This is a genomic window from Alkalimonas cellulosilytica, assembly GCF_036325985.1.
GTDB lineage: Bacteria > Pseudomonadota > Gammaproteobacteria > Enterobacterales > Alteromonadaceae > Alkalimonas > Alkalimonas cellulosilytica.
Genome location: NZ_JAUHLI010000005.1, coordinates 143,856 through 161,435 on the forward strand (window position 1 = coordinate 143,856; position 17,580 = coordinate 161,435).

The window sequence follows — 17,580 nt, forward strand, 5'->3', positions numbered from 1 at the left end:
GTTACAAATCATCCGCGGTTGTCGACAATTTTCATTCACCATTATCAACTTAAAACTCGAAGAATAACAAGTACCTTGCGCAATCAGTTTATCTGGCTGCTTAACAAAGCCTCATCATGATGCGTCACTAAGGCCTGACAGCACTGTGAATCCGGTAAAAATGCCGCGTGAGCTGCAAAGCACCGGAACTACCGGTCAGGCCGGTGGAGACATTATCATCCCTCCCTTGCCACACTGTCATCACTTTGCTTTCATCCATGACCACAAACCAACTATCGCGGTAATCACTGGAGGTGCCGGTTTTCCCTGCCAGTTGTGGAAACTGTTGCCCCAGCGAACGGGCAGTCCCCCGTTGCACGCTTTGCTGCATCGCATCGTACAGTAAAGACGTCGCTTCTGCACTGTAGCGTCTGATCGGTGCTGGCTGGTGTTGATACAACACAGTGCCTTGCTGGTCGGTCACCACCGCAATACTGGCCAACGTTTGATGCACGCCGTGATTGGCCAGTGTTTGATAAAGTTGTGTGACTTCCAGCGGCGATAACTCAATGGCACCAAGTAAGGCTGCCGGATGCAAGGTAATACGCCGCTGCAAGCCCAAACGGCTGAGCGCCGCCGCTACCTGCGGCATGCCAAGTTGTAACCCCAACCGCACCATTGGTACGTTGTAGGAGTACACCAAAGTATCCAGCAAGGTCACTTCACCGCGAAACGTCTGATCGAAATTCTGTGGCTGCCAATCCTGTTGATTACTCCTGAGCTGAATGGGCGCATCCAACAACGTAGTTTGCAAATCAAAACGCTCTGGCTGTGCTAGCGCCTCAATCGCGATCACCGGTTTAATCAAACTGCCGATTTGCCGCCTGGCATCCATGGCTCGGTTATAGCCGGCATAGCGCGGGTCCCGGCCACCAACCATGGCGGTCAGGCTGCCCTGTCGATGGTCAGCAAGGACCACTGCGGTTTCAATGGCAGCATCCAGGCCTCGCATACTGCTGGCAACCGCATGTTCGGCCTGCTGCTGCAGTACAGGATCAAAGTAGGTGAAGATCCGCAAGCCACTTTGTTGCAGGGTTTTATCCTGCAGCTGGCTACGTAGCTCCTGGCGCACCCGCGCTAAATAAGCAGGATAGCGATCCGACTGATGCTGACCGCGGGCTACTAAAGCTATCGGCTCTTCCAAAGCCTCGCGATAGGCTTGCTGATCCAGCATATGCTGCTCGAACATCAACCGCAGCACCAGATCGCGCCTCCGCTGTGCCCGCTCCGGATTGCGCCTGGGATCGTAAAAAGACGGCCCTTTAATCAAACCAACCAGGAGTGCGGTTTCGGCCGCTGTTAGTTCATTCAGCGGTTTGGCAAAATAAAAGCGACTGCCCAGACCAAAGCCATGCACCGGATGGGCAAAGTTCTGCCCGATGTACACTTCGTTGATGTAGGCTTCTAAGATCTCGTCTTTACTGAAACGCAGCTCCAGAATCAGTGCCATCAGGGCTTCATTGATTTTACGCCACAAGGTTCTGTCCTGGGTCAGGTACATGTTCTTTGCCAGCTGCTGGGTTAAGGTGGAGCCACCCTGCACCGTACGCCCAGCCGACAGATTCACCAAAAAAGCCCGCAGAATCGCCAGTGGCGCCACACCGTGATGGCGGTAAAAATCACGATCCTCCACCAGCAGCAGCGTATCACGCAACAAAGGTGAGACTTGCTCCAGCCGCAGTAGCTCACGGTCTTCCTGCTGTGCTGAAATCAGGTGCTCAATCAATGGGGCTTCCAACCGGGCTATGCCAGGCGCTGCTGTATTTTCCGGGCTCGACCACTGAATACGCTCGATGCGCTGCTGGCGAAACTGCACCACAAAGCGCTCGGCTGGTGCATAGCCATCGGCGAAATAAAATTCACGCCGGTAAATATCTACCGCTTGATTGGCCAGGCGGAACTGGCCCGGGCCAGTGATTTCTGACACCCGACGGTACTGCAGTAGCTCCAGCTCCTGTACCAGAGCACCCAGGGTCAGTGGCTGTCCTTGCTGCAGTTGCAGGCTGCGGCCAAATACCTGGGCCGGTACCTGCCACTTCTGGCCCTGGAAACTTTGGGTTACTTTGCTGTCCAGATACAGCAAGTAAATAGCTGCTACGGCCAGCAGGGCCAGGCCCAGCTTTAACAAGGTCCAGCCCAGATACCGCAGCATTTCAGCAGTTGGTGGTAACTTATGCTTTGCGGCATTCATTTTTTGGTTGCTGGCTTTTTGGGTGCTAGATTTTTTTGGACTTGGCCGCGTCATAAACTCATCGCTTTGGTGGTTCTGGTGGTGGGCATCGCTTGCGCCGGATCCTCCGGCCAGTAGTGTTTTGGATAGCGCCCTTTCATTTCTTTACGTACTTCCCGATACGCATTTTGCCAAAAGCTGGCCAAATCAGCCGTACGCTGCAATGGCCGGCGCGCTGGGGATAATAACTCCAGTGTCAGTGGCAGCTTGCCATTGGCCAGTACCGGCGTTTGCAACTGACCAAAGACCTCCTGCATGCGCACAGCAACCAAAGGTCCACCATCGGCCAGATAATCAATCGCCAGGCGACTGCCGGTCGGTGCCTGCCAATGGGTTGGCAACAAACTGGCCAATTGCTGTTGTGCTGAGTAATCCAACCGGCTTTGCAGTGCTTGCAGCAGTGGCAACTGCTTAAGCTGCTGCAGGCTCTGACAATCTTGCAGCCAGGGCCCCAGCCAATCATCCAGGCTTGCCAGCAACTCATCCGGTTGCCAGCCCGGCGCGCCATGCTCGGGGGCCAGTTGCTGCCAAAGACGAAGCCGAGCCAGCCATTGCTCACTGGCAGCACTCCAGGGCAAAACCGCTAAACCACGCTGTTTGATGTAATCCAGCCAGGCCTCACGTCGCTGCTCGCTGCTCAGTGCCTGCGGCGCTGGTTTGCGCTCTAAAATGCAGGCACCAAAACGTCGTTGCTGCTCGCTGATAAAGCGACCACTTTGCGCATCAAAGGCACTGTGCAACTGCCAGCTTAACTCATCAGCAAAGTACTGCTGCAATGTCTGCAGAGACAAGCGCTCTGCCTGGCGAATAAGCAGGCCCTGGCTGGTAAGCTGCAGACTGGCCACCAGCAGCAAAGGCTCTGTGGCCAATGCATGCTCAGGCGGCAGCACCGCCCCGGCGCCATTGGCCAGCAAATAGCCTTTACCGCGCTTGACCGCCACCCGATCCGGATAGGCAAAGCACAACAACGGCACCAGTAAGTCCTGGGGCAGAGCGCCGCCAGGCTGACCTTTAAGCTGGCGGCACCACTGCTCTGCCTGCTGATAAGTCACTGAGTTCTTTAGCTGTTGCAACTGCTGCAACTGCCCCCATAGCGGGCTATCGTCCCGGCTTTGCTCCAGCAACACCGCGAGTAGCGCCGCCAGCCAGAGTGCGCCCTGCTCACCTTGTTGCTCCAGTTCTTCGGCCCGGCACAACATGGCCGCCAGCCGTGGCTCGGTGCCGAGGCTAAGCATACGCTGTCCCAGTGGCGTGATTTTAAGAGCGGCTGATAAAGCGCCCAGTTGCTGCAATAAGGCCTCAGCCACTGCCAGATGCGCCTTAGGCGGCGGGTCCAGCCAAAATAACTCATCGGCTTGGACGCCCCAACCGGCCAGCTCCAGCCGCAATGCTGTCAACTCGGCTTCCAGTATATCCGGCGGGGTAAAACTGGCGCGGCGCTGCCACTGGCTCTCGCTATCCAGCCGCACGCAAAGGCCAGGCGATAATCGCCCGGCCCGCCCGGCCCGCTGAATGGCCGAGGCTTTGCTGATGGCTGCGGTTTCCAGTTTCATCACCCCATGTTTCGGATAAAAGCGCACTTTGCGGTACAGGCCACTGTCCACCACCAAGCGAATGCCATCGATGGTTAAACTGGTTTCCGCGACATTGGTGGCCAGCACCACTTTGCGCTGACCTTGCGGGCAAGCGGCAATAGCCGCCTGCTGCTGTTGCAGCGTTAAACTGCCAAGCAATGGGTGAACCTGCACTGAATCTGGTAGGCCTTGCTGCAGCAACCAGTCATGCGCTAACCGGATCTCGGCTTGGCCTGGTAAAAATGCCAACAAGTTTCCTTCCTCCTGCTGCAGCAATTGAAAGCAAAGCCGGGCCAGTTGCTGCCAGATAGGCTGGCGATCCGGGGTCTGGTAGCGGATGCTGACCGGATAACTGCGGCCGTCACTTTGTAGCACGGGCGCATTCAGTGCTTTGGCCAACTGCCCGGTATCCAGCGTGGCTGACATGATTAACAGCTTTAGATCCTCACGCAGTTGCTGCGCTTCCAGGCTGAGCGCCAGCGCCAGATCGGCCTGCAAGGAGCGTTCATGAAATTCATCAAAAATGACCAAATCCCAGGCGGTTAGCTCAGGATCCTGTTGAATAAAGCGGGTCAGCAGACCTTCGGTCACGATCAATAAGCGGGTGGCGGCACTGCTTTTGCGCTCCAACCGAACCTGATAACCGACGGTTTGGCCAACGGCTTCGCCCAGTTGCGATGCCATGTAACTGGCAATACTTTTCGCAGCCAGCCGCCGTGGCTCCAGCAACAAAATGTGCTTACCGCTAAACTCAGGCTGCTGCAACAGATAAAGCGGTAACCAGGTAGACTTGCCGGCCCCCGGCGGCGCCGACAGGATCACCCGCTGCTGCTGACGCAGTGCAGTCACAAGTTCACCGGCTATGGCAGCAACAGGGAGTTCCATCGCAGTTCGGATCTCATCGGGGTTAGGGTCCCTGCCACTCGCTGTGACAGGGACATGTTTAAGTGCTGGCTGACAGCACTCAGGCTTTACCGGCTTCCTGGCGTAGGGTTTCTGCAATGGCGCGGATCCCCATGCCGGTGGCACCGGCAGCCCACAGGCCGGTATTGCTGCTGTTAAAGGCAGCGGCTAAATCAAAGTGCAACCAGCCTTTGCCCCCTTCGGGTACAAAACGGCTTAAAAAGCCGGCAGCATTGCTGGCACCACCAGTGCCACCGCCTTTCACCGGCCGGCTGTTGGCAGTATCGGCATAAGGCGACGGGCACTGCCCCTGATGCCAGGGAGCCAGTGGCAAAGGCCAGGTAGGCTCTTGCACCTGTTCCGCATAACCAAGCGCTCGCTGCTGCAGAGCAGTATCGAGGGCAAAAAGTGCATTGTAGTCATTGCCGAGCGCCACCATAGCGGCTCCGGTCAAGGTAGCGGCATCAATAATCAAAGGAGCACCGGTCTCAGAGGCATACAAGAGGCCATCGGCCAGCACCAGACGACCTTCGGCATCGGTGTTCAGAATTTCCACCGTGGTGCCATTTTTATAGGTCAGAATATCGCCCAGTTTGTAAGCATGGCCGCTGATCAGATTTTCCGCGCAGCACAGCACCAGCTGCACCCGGCGCGACAAGCCCTTTTGAATCGCCAGGCCGAGCGCCGCCGCGACCGTGGCCGCCCCGCCCATATCGCACTTCATATAAGACATCGACTCACTGGGTTTGATGGAATAACCACCACTGTCAAAGGTAATGCCTTTGCCGACCAGCACAGCATCAACAGGTGCATCGACCTTGCCGGTCGGATTGTAATCCAGTACCAGCATCACCGGCGGTCGCTCACTGCCACGGCCAACGCCATGGATACCAACCCAGCCTTCAGCCAGCAACTCATCGCCGCGAATAATGCGATGGCTGATGGCATCCGGAGCCAACGGCGTTAAAAATGCAATGGCTTCATTGGCCAGGGCTTCGGGCGATAATTGCTCCGGTGTTTGATTGGTGACCTGACGAGCCCAGCCAAAACAACTGGCCAGTTGCTGCAATTGAGTGGCGTCTTCCCCCAGCCATTGCACGCCGGCCAATTTTTTTGCCGAGGTAAACCCCAGATAAAAGGCCCACTGCAGCTCCAGTGTCCAGCCCTCACCGCTTAGCTCTACCTGTTCAATGCCCAGGCTATCGAGCTGGCGGGCGGCTTTTTGAATGCTTCGGGCCGGGAATTTGGCATCCAGATGAATTTGAAAACCTTCAGCCGTTGGCGTCAGGCTAACTTTTTTGCCCCACTTTTCTGCAGCGGCATCGGGTTGCAACGAAACACGAATCATATCCGTCATAAAAACTATCCTGTATCAGCTGAATGGATAAAGTAAGCAGGATTGTACCATGCTGCGACCAAAAGTCAGATCCCTCAACATCGGTCCAGTTTAGCCGACGAAAACAGATGACGGGCGGATGTTCACTCTGTATACTTCTGCGTCTTTAATTTGCGATGTGCCTGATATTCTGTTATGAATATCCGCCATTTTTGCTTGGCTGTATTGTACAGGAGATGACTATGCCAGAGGGCAAAGCAAACAAACCGTTGGGGCTGCTCGCCTTAGCCGGAGTGGAGCCTTATCAGGAGGCTGTGGGCGAAGAGTACATGAACTCCAAGCAACGGGAGCATTTTCGGAAAATTCTGGATGCCTGGCGTCAGCAGTTGCGCGAAGAAGTGGATCGTACCAAGACCCACATGGCCGACGAAGCCGCTAACTTTCCGGATCCGGTCGACCGTGCTGCTCAGGAAGAAGAGTTCAGTCTGGAGCTGCGCGCCCGGGATCGTGAGCGGAAGCTGCTGAAGAAGATTGAAAAAACACTGCAAAAAATCGAAGACGACGATTTTGGCTACTGCGACACTTGCGGTATCGAAATCGGTATCAAACGGCTGGAAGCGCGCCCAACCGCTGATATGTGCATCGATTGCAAAACCTTAGCAGAAATCAAGGAAAAGCAACTCGGCGGCTAAGATGCCAACGCTTGCCTCTCCCCCTGTGGGCCGGTTTGCTCCATCCCCGTCCGGCCCACTGCATTTCGGTTCACTGGTGGCAGCCCTTGCCAGCTACCTGCAGGTTAAATCCAGCCAGGGTCGGTGGTTGGTTCGGATTGAAGATATTGATGAGCCCCGCAGCCAGGCTGGTGCCGCTGACAGCATTTTGCGCAGTCTGGAGCAATTTGGTTTGCTGTGGGATGGCACTATCTGGTACCAAAGCCAGCGCAAAGCCCGTTATCAGGCCATTTTCGACCAGCTGTACCAGCAGGGTTTGCTCTATGGCTGTGATTGTCCACGCAAGGCCATTGCTGCCATGGGTGGCCTCTACAATGGCCATTGCCGCCAGCGCCAACTCAGCCCCAAGCATCCGAAACCACTGGCCTGGCGCTTGTGCGGCTCCTCTGTCGCGACTGAGTTTGACGATCTGATACTGGGTAAGCAGCAACTGGAACCGGATTTTTGCCAGGAAGACTACATCATCAAACGCCGTGATAGCATCTTTGCCTATCAGTTGGTGGTGGTGGTCGATGATATGGATCAGGGCGTGACGGAAGTGATCCGTGGTGCTGATTTACTCAACATGACCACGCGCCAGCAACAGTTGTTTGCCCAGCTTGGCGCAGCAGCGCCCGTTTATGGCCATATTCCACTGGCTAGTAGCAGCCCTGGCCAGAAACTCAGTAAGCAAAATCATGCGCCGGCACTGGATGCCAGCCAGGCGGTGCCCTTATTGCTGCAGGCCCTGCAGTACCTGGGGCAGGCGACACCCACTGAACTGCAATCGGCTTCCGTCTCTGAGCTGATTGCCTTTGCCGTCAGTCACTGGTGCCTGGAACAGGTGCCCAAACAGACAGAAATCCTGCTCAATTGATGGGGTTGGTGCGTTTTTATTGCACGGTTTGGAAAAAAATGCGGTAAAATAACAGCCTAAATGACCCTATTGCTGCCAAGACAGCCTTTAACACGACTCAGGAGCTTGCCATTATTTCCCGTGTGCTCGATTTCTGCCGACGCAACCTGCGCAAAGGCACAAAAGCTGAAAAACAAGCCGCTTTGGTCACCCATAGCGCCTTACCTCCGCTTAAGCGGCTTAGCCGCGACCAACACCCGATTTCCCGCAAGCAAATCAGCCCCAACGCGCTGAAAGTATTGTACCGCTTAAAAGATGCCGGCTTTGAAGCCTATTTGGTCGGTGGTTGCATTCGCGACTTGATGCTGGGGCTGGAACCCAAAGATTTTGATGTAGCCACCAATGCCAAACCGGAAGAAGTCCGGCAGGTGTTTCGTAATTGTCGCTTAATTGGCCGGCGTTTCCGACTGGCGCATGTCTTGTTTGGCCGCGAGGTGATTGAAGTTGCGACCTTCCGTGGCCATCACAGTCAACCGGATGAAAATGAAGAAGGCCAGCACCAGCTGTCCAAAGCCAGCGAAGAAGGTTTGATCCTGCGTGATAACGTGTACGGCACCATCGAAGAAGATGCCGAGCGCCGCGATTTCACCATCAATGCGCTGTACTACTCGATCAACCACTTTGAAGTGCTGGATTTCGCCAATGGCATTGAGGCCATTGCCGAACGGAAAATTGAGCTGATTGGTGACCCTGAAACCCGTTACCGGGAAGATCCGGTACGGATCCTGCGCGCCATCCGTTTTGCCACCAAGCTGAATATGCAGATAGCGCCAGCGACTGCCGCGCCTATCCCCCAGCTGGCATCCTTGCTCAAAAGCATACCTCCGGCCCGCTTGTTTGAAGAGTTCCTGAAGCTGTTTATGGCCGGCAAAGCCTTCGACAACTTTATGCTGATGAAGCAATACGGCATCATCAAGCAGCTGTTGCCATCCTTGCACAAAGCCATTGCCCAGGAGCCAGAAGGCAAAGTCTTCCAGTTGGTTAGCCAGGCGCTGCAGGATACCGATCAACGGGTGGCCGATGATAAACCGGTGACCCCGGCGTTCTTATTTGCCGCCTTCTTGTGGTATCCGGTCGAGATCCGCAGTCAAACCTTGCAACTGGAAAGCGGCCTGCCGCCGGTGGATGCACTTAATATTGCCATGGCGGAGATCTTAAGTGACTTGCAGCAACGCATTGCGCTGCCTAAACGCTTTAGCCTGGTGACCCGGGATATCTGGTCGCTACAAAGCCGCTTGGCCCGCAGTCGCGGCAAGCGGGCACTGACTTTATTGCAATTGCCAAAATTCCGTGCCGGTTACGATTTCCTGCTGCTGCGGGCCAAGGCCGAAGGCGGCGACCTGCAACAACATGCCGACTGGTGGCAACGCTTTCAGCAGGAGAACGAAAGCGGCCAGCAGCAGATGCTGCAACAAGCCGGTCCCGCTTCTGGCGAGAGTAAACCGCGGCGCCGTCGCAATTACAAACGCAAGCGCAGCAGTCAGCCAAAGCCATGAACGCTTTGAGCAAGCAGCGCTGCTTTATTGGTCTGGGTGCTAATCTTAACAACCCCATGGGTCAGTTGCGTGCGGCCATCAGCGCGCTGGCTGGCGTGCCGGGCAGTACCCTTGGCCGGGTATCCTCGCTCTATGGTTCCAAACCGATGGGGCCGCAGGATCAGCCCGATTATGTCAATGCGGTGGCTGAACTCTATACGGAGCTGCCCCCACTGCAACTGCTGGATGCCTTGCAGCAGATTGAACAGCAGCAAGGCCGGGTGCGCAAAGACGAGCGCTGGGGGCCCCGCACGCTGGACCTGGATCTGTTACTCTATGGCAATGAACAATTGCAATGCGAACGTCTGACGGTACCCCATTACGGCCTGGCCGAACGCGAGTTTGTGCTCTACCCTTTGCAGGAGATAGCCGCCGACTTGCAGTTACCGGATGGCCGCAGCATTCACGGCTTGTGCCAGCAGGTACCGCGCTGTGGCTTAACGGTGGTGGCCCAGGCACCCTGTTAAAACAAACTTGCAGCGCACCCCGCTTTATGACAAGGTGCGCAGCGAATTGATTGAAAGAGGTCTGAGCAGATAAATGGCTAAAATTACCACCGCCGTGCTGCAAAAAATGAAACAGCAGGGCGATAAAATCACTTCTTTAACCGCCTACGATGCCAGCTTTGCCAAGCTGTTTGCCGATGAAGGCGTTGAGGTATTGCTGATTGGTGACTCACTGGGCATGGTGTTGCAAGGCCATGGCGATACCCTGCCTGTGACCGTGCAGGACATCGCTTACCACACCCGCTGCGTACGCGCTGGTGCGCCCGATGCCTTTGTGATTGCCGATCTGCCTTTTATGAGTTACGCCAGCACCGAACAGGCCTTTGCCTCTGTCACCCCGCTGATGCAGGCCGGTGCCAATATGGTCAAACTCGAAGGCGGTGACTTCTTACTGCCTACCGTCAAAGCATTGACCGAGCGCGGTGTACCGGTCTGTGGCCATTTGGGTTTAACCCCACAATCGGTGCACTTATTCGGTGGCTACAAGGTGCAAGGCCGCAGCAACGAGCAAGCCGATGCCATGCTGCGCCAGGCCAAAGCACTGCAAGACGCCGGAGCTCAGTTGCTGGTCCTTGAATGCATCCCGGTCGAGCTGGCCAATCGCATTACCGCAGCGCTCAGTATTCCGGTGATTGGCATTGGTGCAGGCTCCGGTACCGATGGTCAGGTGCTGGTGATGCACGACTTACTTGGTATCAGCAGTGGCTATATTCCAAAATTTTCGAAAAATTTTTTGCAGCAAACCGGTGAAATCCGCTCGGCCATCCGCCAGTACGTGGCCGATGTGAAAAGCCAGAGCTTCCCGGCTGCCGAGCATACTTTTCAATAAACTATGAAGATCCTAACCACCATCGACAGCCTGCGGGCTGAGATTGCCAGCTGGCGTAAGGCTGGCGAGCGCATCGCCTTTGTCCCCACCATGGGCAACCTCCATCAGGGCCATTTGCGCCTGGTCGAAGTGGCGAAACAGCATGCTGAGCGGGTCATCGTGAGTATTTTCGTCAATCCGATGCAGTTTGGTGCCAATGAAGATCTGGACAGCTACCCGCGTACGCTGGACGACGACTGCCAGGCACTGCAACAGCTGCAGACCGATGCAGTCTTTACCCCGACGCCGGAGCTTATTTACCCGCGCGGTTTAAGCGAGCAAACCTTTGTTGAAGTCCCCAAACTGGGCGATCACCACTGCGGTGCCAGCCGGCCCGGCCATTTTCGCGGCGTATCCACTGTGGTCTGCAAGCTGTTTAATCTGGTACAACCGGATATCGCCTGCTTTGGGCAAAAAGATTACCAGCAACTGGCGATTATACGTCAGATGGTTGAAGATTTGTCCTTTCCTATCAAGATTATTGGTGTACCGACCGAACGCGCAGCCGATGGTTTGGCACTGAGCTCGCGCAATGGCTATCTAAGCGCAGAGCAGCGCGCCAAGGCACCAAGGTTGCAACAGGTGCTGCAGCAGGTGGCAACTCAAATCAAAACGACCGATGCGGATTTTCGCAGCATTGAAGCTGCTGCCAAAGCCCAGCTCGAAGCCACCGGTTTTAAACCGGACTACCTGACCATCAGCGATCGCAGCAGCTTATTACCAGCTGAGCACCGGCAGCAACCCCTGGTGATCCTAGCCGCCGCCTGGCTTGGCAAAACCAAACTGCTGGACAATCTGGAGGTGTAAGTGGCTGAGTTCTGCCTGGTGATGACCACCTGCCCCAATCAGCTGGAAGCCGATCAAATCACCGCAGCACTGCTGCAGCAACGGCTTGCTGCCTGCATTCAGCAGCAAGCCGTCAGCAGTCACTATGTCTGGCAAGGCAAGCTGGAGCAAAGCAGCGAAATCCTGTTGCTGATCAAAACCACTGCCCACTGCTACCCGGCGCTGGAAGCCGAAATCCGTAAGCTGCACAGCTACGACACTCCGGAGATTATCCAGCTGCCAATCGAAGCTGGCTTTGCCGATTACCTGCAGTGGGTAAAAGATAGCTGCCGCTAAGTTTCCAATTGCACCCTGCTCCAAATCTACTTATGCTGAGCCATTGACAAAATTGTTACCACTGGATGGTTGTCGATGGAATTGTTGTTGGTGCTGTTATCCTTGGGGCTGTTGGCGGGCTCGGTCTTTGGCTGGGTGGCTTTTATTCAGTTGCAAACGGTTCGCCGGCAGCTGCAGCAGTTAATACAGCAACTCAGAAACCAGCCAGCCAGCGGGCAAGCTCCATCCGCTACTCCAGCTGCAGCACCATCGTCCCAACCTGAGCCAAGTGCTCACAGCACCTCCATCCAACAAGCTTCGTCAGCAGCCGAAGCTGCTGCTACCCAAGCTGCGATCAGCACAACGGTCAACCCCACAATCACAAAAGCTGCCAGCGCTACGCCAACGTCAGGCAATACCCCATGGCTGGCGAATGGTTTGAACTGGCTGGAGCAGCAATTGATTCAGCGCGGTATGGTCTGGCTGGGTGGTATTGCCATGGCGCTGGGTGGTGTTTTTCTGGTGCGCCATTCGCTCGATGCCGGCTGGTTTACCGCAGAACTGCGTTTAATTGCCGCGGCCTTGCTTGGCTTTGCCCTGATTGCATTCAGTGAATGGCTGCACCAGCAAGACCAGAGGCGTTCCAGTCTGCAGCACTATGCGCCGGCCGCGTTGGCTGGTGCTGGTTTTATTACGTTGTACGCCAGCATTTTAACGGCGGCGCAGTATTATCACTTACTGCCGCTGTGGCTGGCGTTTGTCCTGCTGGCCGGGGTGGCGCTGGCTGCCAGCTGGTTTGCGCTGCGCCAGGGACCAGTGTTGGCAGTACTTGGCATTGTCGGTGCCTACGCAGTACCCGCTCTGGTCGCACAGGACTCCGGCAATACCATTGCCCTGCTGCTCTACATTGCCCTGGTCACCGTTTCATCCGTGCTGGTAGAACAGCGGGTAAAGCGCCCCTGGCTCTGGTATTTGCCGATGGCAGGGCATGGCTTTTGGCTGGCGGTTAGCTTTGTTGCGGCCACCAGCAGTACCCTCTGGTTCAGCTGGCTGGTACTGGGGCTCAGCTTTGCACTGCTGGTATGGTGGCCGCAACTGGGGTATCGCACTCGCACCCTGCAACTGGCTCACCTGCCTTTAGCGCAGTGGCTGCCACTGCGCCGTGAAGATGTGTTGGGCGGCCTTTTACTGCTGTTGGCACTGTTGGTGCTGTTATTGACCCCGGCAGCGGTGAATTTCAGTGCCATGTTGCTACTGATGCTGCTGTTGTCTGCCGCCGCCTTTAGCCATAGCCGGACGGACTTTTGGCTGTGGAGTACACTGCTGCTGGCATCAGGCTATCTGCTGCGCCAGCCGGTGCATGCGCTGATGGATACCACCCTGCCGCTGCTGCTAAGCCCGGAGCTGCTGCCAGCACAGATCTTAGTGGTGTGGTTTAGCATCATCCCCTTGCTGGGTGGCAGCCTGTGCGCAGATCGTCTGCACTGGCACAGTGTGCTGGCCGTGGCGCCCGTGCTGATGCTGGGTATCAGTTATGCTGTTGCTGCCCCTGAGGTACAGGCTCAGCTGCAACCGCTGTGGCTGGGGTATGCAGCTTTGCTGAGCATTGTGCAAACTGTGCTTAGCCGTCGCAGCAACCTGCCGCTGCGGGCTTTTATCCACAGCGCCGGTGCCAACTTTGCGCTGACCTTCTGTTTGGTGTTGCTGCTCAGCACAGCCGCGCTCACCATCGCCATCGCAGTGCAGCTGGTGCTGATCACTCTGCTCAGTCGCAAGCAGCAATTGCCATTACCGCTTTGGCTGATCAAACTGCTGGTTGGTCTGCTGCTGCTGCGACTGACCGGCGCCGCCGTGCTCGATAGCTATCAGCAACTGACCCTGCTGGGATTGCACTGGTCCTTTGTGCTTTACCCGGTGGTGCTGATGTGCTTTGTTGTAGCGCGCATACTCTGGCAAAACAACGAATTGGCACCCTGGCTGGAAGGGGCCTGCCTGCATGTACTGGTGCTCTTTGTGACGGTGCAAACCCAGTACTGGCTGGCTGCAGGCTCACCGCTTTATGTGTTGTTCGAACCTGATAAGCTATCCCCCCTGACTTTGGCGGTGCATGCCTGCAACTGGTTGCTGTTGGCCAATCTTTATTTGTGGCGCAGTGCTCTGGCTGGTTCCTTGCAACAGCTGTACAAAGTGGCCGCCATCGTGTTATTGGCCGCTGCCGCCCTGCTGCATGGTTATCTGAGTTTCGACGCCAACCCCTTTGCCACCAATGCTGCTTTAGGTGACTGGCCGCTATGGAATCAGTTGTTGCCGCTGTGGGGCATACCAGCGCTGCTGTACTTCCATGGTGCCCACCTTGTTCCAGCCGAGCTGCGAAAGCTGATGCTGGTGGTGGCCACCAGCTTTGCACTGCTGTTTATCAGCGCCAGCATCCGGCATTTCTGGCAAGACGGCAGCATTGGCATTGAGCTGACGACCTCGATGGCCGAGCATTTTAGCTATTCTCTGGTGTATTTGCTGCTGGCCATTGCCATGGTGCTTAGCGCCCAGCGCCAGCACTGGCATCAGATCCGCAAAGCAGGCTTTGTGCTGCTCAGTCTGGTGACGCTGAAGGTATTCCTGTTCGATCTGGCGGGTTTGTCCGGTGTGCTGCGCGCCCTGTCCTTTATTGGTCTTGGCTTTAGTCTGGTGCTGCTTAGCTGGTGGTTTCAGCGCAGCAGCGCCGCGCTTGGCGAAAGCGAGGCTAAACCCTAACGGGAATGGGATGGATTTAATCTTTGCTGTATTTGCCTGCCGATTCACGCACTTTGCTGGCAACCACATCGATTAGACCACCGGAGACATACTTATGAAGTACGCTGGCGACCAGGGTCTGATAAGGCATGCCTTCTTGCAACGCCCTGCGTTGAATCGCTTCTAAATCCCGGGCAGAAATACGGATATTGATACGCTTATCTTTTCGAACCGTACGCTCTGCCGCAGCAGACAATTCCGCTCACCGTTCGGGCGTCAAAACCGACTTGAAGTCGTCACTTTCAAGGTCGTGCAACAGCTCGGCGTCGTCTTGATCCAGTTTTAGGTGGCTCATTTGGCCCTCCTTACAAGGGCTGCGATACTTCCGCAGCCGTACTCTACCTTTGCAACAGTTGCTCCAGCACATGCTGCAGAATGCCGCCGCTGCGGAAGTACTGCAGCTCGTTGTCGGTGTCGATGCGGCATTTAACCTGAAAGCGTTTTACTTTGCCATCGGCCCGTTTGGCTTCGACTGTGAGCAACTGGCCAACCGTCAGATCGTCGCCCAGCTCTGGCAGGCTGAAACGCTCTTCGCCAGTCAGTTGCAACACCTCTACATTTTCGCCGTCGCTAAACTGTAGCGGCAGTACGCCCATGCCCACCAGATTGGAGCGGTGAATGCGCTCAAAACTTTCGGCGATGACGGCTTTTACCCCGAGCAAACGGGTACCTTTGGCCGCCCAGTCGCGGCTGGAGCCGGTGCCGTATTCTTTGCCGGCAAGAACAATCAACGGTTGTTTGTCCTGTTGGTAGCGCATGGCGGCATCGTAAATTGCCAGCTGCTCGCCGGATGGAAAATGTTTGGTCTCGCCGCCTTCCACACCCGGCAGCAACTGATTGCGGATGCGGATATTGGCAAAGGTGCCGCGCATCATCACCTCATGGTTGCCGCGGCGCGAGCCGTAGGAATTAAAATCCGCCTCAGCCACCCCCTGCTCGCTCAGATAACGGCCGGCCGGTGAACTGGCTTTGATAGCACCGGCCGGGGAAATGTGATCGGTGGTGATGGAGTCGCCAAAGAGCGCCAGCACGTAAGCATCGGTGATCGGCTCTATCTGCACCTTTTCACCAAAATCAGCAAAAAAAGGCGGCTGCTGGATGTAAGTTGAACGGTTATCCCAGTGATAGGTGCGATCCTCGGTCACCGGCAATTCTTTCCAATGAGTATCTCCGCTAAACACATCGGCGTATTGTTTGCGGAACATAGCGCCATCCACCAGTGCCACAGCGGCGGCGATTTCTTTTTGGCTCGGCCAGATGTCTTTTAAATAAACCGGGCCATTTTTACCCTGCCCAATCGGATCTTCCGCCAAATCAATCAGCATGGTGCCAGCCAGCGCATAGGCCACCACCAAAGGCGGTGAACCCAGCCAGTTGGCTTTGACCTGCGGGTGAATACGGCCTTCAAAGTTGCGGTTGCCGGACAGCACCGAGGCCACCGTCAGATTGCCCTGATCGACGGCATCGCTGATGGCATCCGGCAAGGGGCCGGAATTGCCGATGCAGGTGGTGCAGCCGTAGCCGACCAGATGAAAGCCCAACTGCTCCAGCGACTTGGTTAAACCAGCCTTATCGAGATAATCGGTCACCACCTTGGAGCCCGGCGCTAAGGATGTTTTCACCCAGGGTTTTACCTTTAACCCCTGCTCAATGGCTTTTTTGGCAACCAAACCAGCGGCCATCATCACACTGGGGTTGGAGGTATTGGTGCAGGAGGTGATGGCTGCAATCACCAGATCACCGTGCTTCAGCGCATGCTCCATGCCGTCTATGGCAACCGCAGCCTGCTTGTTCTTCAGTTGCTCGATTTCCAGTTGCATCACCCCTTTGATATCAGGCAAGGCAACTTTATCCTGCGGCCGCTTCGGCCCGGCCAGCGCAGGTTTTACCGTGGTCAGGTCCAGCTCCAGCACCGCACTGAATACCGGCTCCTTGCTGGCATCGTGCCACAAGCCCTGCGCCTGGCAGTAGGCTTTTACCAGATCAATCTGCTGTTCGGAGCGGCCGGACAGCTCCAGATATTTCAGCGTTTCTTCATCCACCGGGAAAAACCCGCAGGTGGCACCAAACTCCGGAGACATATTGGCGATGGTGGCGCGATCGGCCAGCGGCAAGTGCGCCAAGCCCTCGCCATAGAATTCGACAAACTTCCCCACCACGCCCTTGGCCCGCAGCATCTGGGTAACGGTGAGCACCAGATCGGTGGCAGTGCTGCCTTCCGGCATCTTGCCAGTGAGTTTAAAACCAACCACTTCCGGCAGCAGCATCGACACCGGCTGACCCAGCATGGCCGCTTCGGCTTCAATGCCGCCCACGCCCCAGCCCAGCACGCCCAGGCCATTGATCATGGTGGTGTGGGAGTCGGTACCCACCAGCGTATCCGGGTAGACCCAGGTGTCGCCGTCTTTATCTTCGGTCCAGGCCACTTTGGCCAGGTATTCCAGATTGACCTGGTGGCAAATGCCGGTGCCAGGCGGCACCACCCGGAAATTGCGAAAGGCTTTCTGGCCCCAGCGTAAAAAGGCATAGCGCTCGCGGTTGCGCTCGACCTCCAGCGCCACGTTATCGGCAAAGGCGTTCGCATTGGCGAACTTGTCCACCATCACCGAGTGATCAATCACCAGGTCCACCACCGATAATGGATTGATCAGCTCCGGATCGCCGCCAGCTTTGGCCACCGCATCGCGCATTGAAGCCAAATCCACCACCGCTGGCACCCCGGTGAAATCCTGCATCAATACCCGGGCTGGCCGGTACTGAATTTCCCGGCTGGAGCTTTTATCCTGTAGCCAGGCCGGCATCGCCGTCAGATCCTCGTACTGCACCGTCACCCCATCCTGATGGCGCAGCAGGTTTTCCAGCAGAACTTTCAACGATAAAGGCAACCGGCTGATATCCCCCAGGGTTTCAGCGGCTTTAGCCAGTGAGCAGTAACGGTATTCTTTGCCTGCGACGGTAAGACGGGCATCGCAGTGGATTTTCTTTGAAGTCATCATGGTGCTCCTGCATCGTTGTTGTCATCAGCTTAGCGGACAGACGGCCAGGCAGCCAGCTTGGCTCCGCTGCATACAG

Annotated in this window: 12 protein-coding genes and 1 pseudogene; 8 read left to right on the forward strand and 5 right to left on the reverse strand. The window is 56.2% G+C overall.

Annotation, left to right across the window (positions count from 1 at the left end; genetic code table 11):
• Nucleotides 1–127 precede the first annotated feature (127 nt).
• The 3 genes from mrcB to pepB all read right to left on the reverse strand — a co-directional run bounded on the left by mrcB (nt 128) and on the right by pepB (nt 6,103).
• Nucleotides 128–2,230 carry a penicillin-binding protein 1B gene (gene mrcB / locus QWY20_RS06500; protein WP_330128220.1) on the reverse strand — a complete coding sequence of 701 codons (2,103 nt, stop codon included), beginning with the start codon at nt 2,228–2,230 and terminating at the stop codon, nt 128–130.
• Nucleotides 2,231–2,280: 50 nt separating this feature from the next.
• A complete protein-coding gene (gene hrpB / locus QWY20_RS06505) occupies nt 2,281–4,728 on the reverse strand; it encodes an ATP-dependent helicase HrpB (protein ID WP_330128221.1) in 2,448 nt (815 codons plus the stop codon).
• A 79-nt stretch (nt 4,729–4,807) separates the two neighbouring features.
• A complete protein-coding gene (pepB, locus tag QWY20_RS06510; protein WP_330128222.1) occupies nt 4,808–6,103 on the reverse strand; it encodes an aminopeptidase PepB in 1,296 nt (431 codons plus the stop codon).
• A gap of 221 nt (nt 6,104–6,324) precedes the next feature.
• Between pepB and dksA the strand changes: the two genes are divergently transcribed.
• From dksA to QWY20_RS06550, 8 genes are all read left to right on the forward strand, one after another.
• Entirely contained in the window at nt 6,325–6,774 is a 450-nt protein-coding gene (dksA, locus tag QWY20_RS06515; RefSeq protein ID WP_330086687.1) for an RNA polymerase-binding protein DksA, read from the forward strand.
• A 1-nt stretch (nt 6,775) separates the two neighbouring features.
• The gene (gene gluQRS, locus QWY20_RS06520; RefSeq protein WP_330128223.1) at nt 6,776–7,669 is read left to right on the forward strand and encodes a tRNA glutamyl-Q(34) synthetase GluQRS; all 894 of its coding nucleotides are present in this window, start codon (nt 6,776–6,778) and stop codon (nt 7,667–7,669) included.
• A gap of 122 nt (nt 7,670–7,791) precedes the next feature.
• On the forward strand, nt 7,792–9,204 hold the full coding sequence (gene pcnB / locus QWY20_RS06525) for a polynucleotide adenylyltransferase PcnB (protein WP_330128224.1): 1,413 nt from the start codon (nt 7,792–7,794) through the stop codon (nt 9,202–9,204).
• On the forward strand, nt 9,201–9,710 hold the full coding sequence (gene folK, locus QWY20_RS06530) for a 2-amino-4-hydroxy-6-hydroxymethyldihydropteridine diphosphokinase (protein ID WP_330128225.1): 510 nt from the start codon (nt 9,201–9,203) through the stop codon (nt 9,708–9,710). Before pcnB ends, folK begins: the two co-directional genes overlap by 4 nt.
• Before the next feature lie 73 nt (nt 9,711–9,783).
• A complete protein-coding gene (gene panB / locus QWY20_RS06535) occupies nt 9,784–10,578 on the forward strand; it encodes a 3-methyl-2-oxobutanoate hydroxymethyltransferase (RefSeq protein ID WP_330128226.1) in 795 nt (264 codons plus the stop codon).
• Nucleotides 10,579–10,581: 3 nt separating this feature from the next.
• Nucleotides 10,582–11,424: a pantoate--beta-alanine ligase gene (gene panC / locus QWY20_RS06540; RefSeq protein ID WP_330128227.1), complete on the forward strand. Its 843-nt coding sequence runs from the start codon at nt 10,582–10,584 to the stop codon at nt 11,422–11,424.
• Nucleotides 11,425–11,739, forward strand: coding sequence for a divalent-cation tolerance protein CutA (cutA, locus tag QWY20_RS06545; RefSeq protein ID WP_330128228.1), 315 nt, complete (start codon nt 11,425–11,427; stop codon nt 11,737–11,739). It begins immediately after the preceding gene.
• A 75-nt stretch (nt 11,740–11,814) separates the two neighbouring features.
• Nucleotides 11,815–14,469 (forward strand): DUF2339 domain-containing protein, encoded by a 2,655-nt coding sequence (locus tag QWY20_RS06550; RefSeq protein WP_330128229.1) that lies wholly within the window; start codon nt 11,815–11,817, stop codon nt 14,467–14,469.
• A gap of 16 nt (nt 14,470–14,485) precedes the next feature.
• Here QWY20_RS06550 and QWY20_RS06555 read toward each other — a convergent pair.
• Together QWY20_RS06555 and acnA are read right to left on the reverse strand one after the other, a co-directional pair.
• Nucleotides 14,486–14,803 (reverse strand): annotated as a pseudogene (locus QWY20_RS06555) (CopG family antitoxin).
• Nucleotides 14,804–14,846: 43 nt separating this feature from the next.
• Nucleotides 14,847–17,504, reverse strand: coding sequence for an aconitate hydratase AcnA (gene acnA, locus QWY20_RS06560; RefSeq protein WP_330128230.1), 2,658 nt, complete (start codon nt 17,502–17,504; stop codon nt 14,847–14,849).
• Nucleotides 17,505–17,580 lie beyond the last annotated feature (76 nt).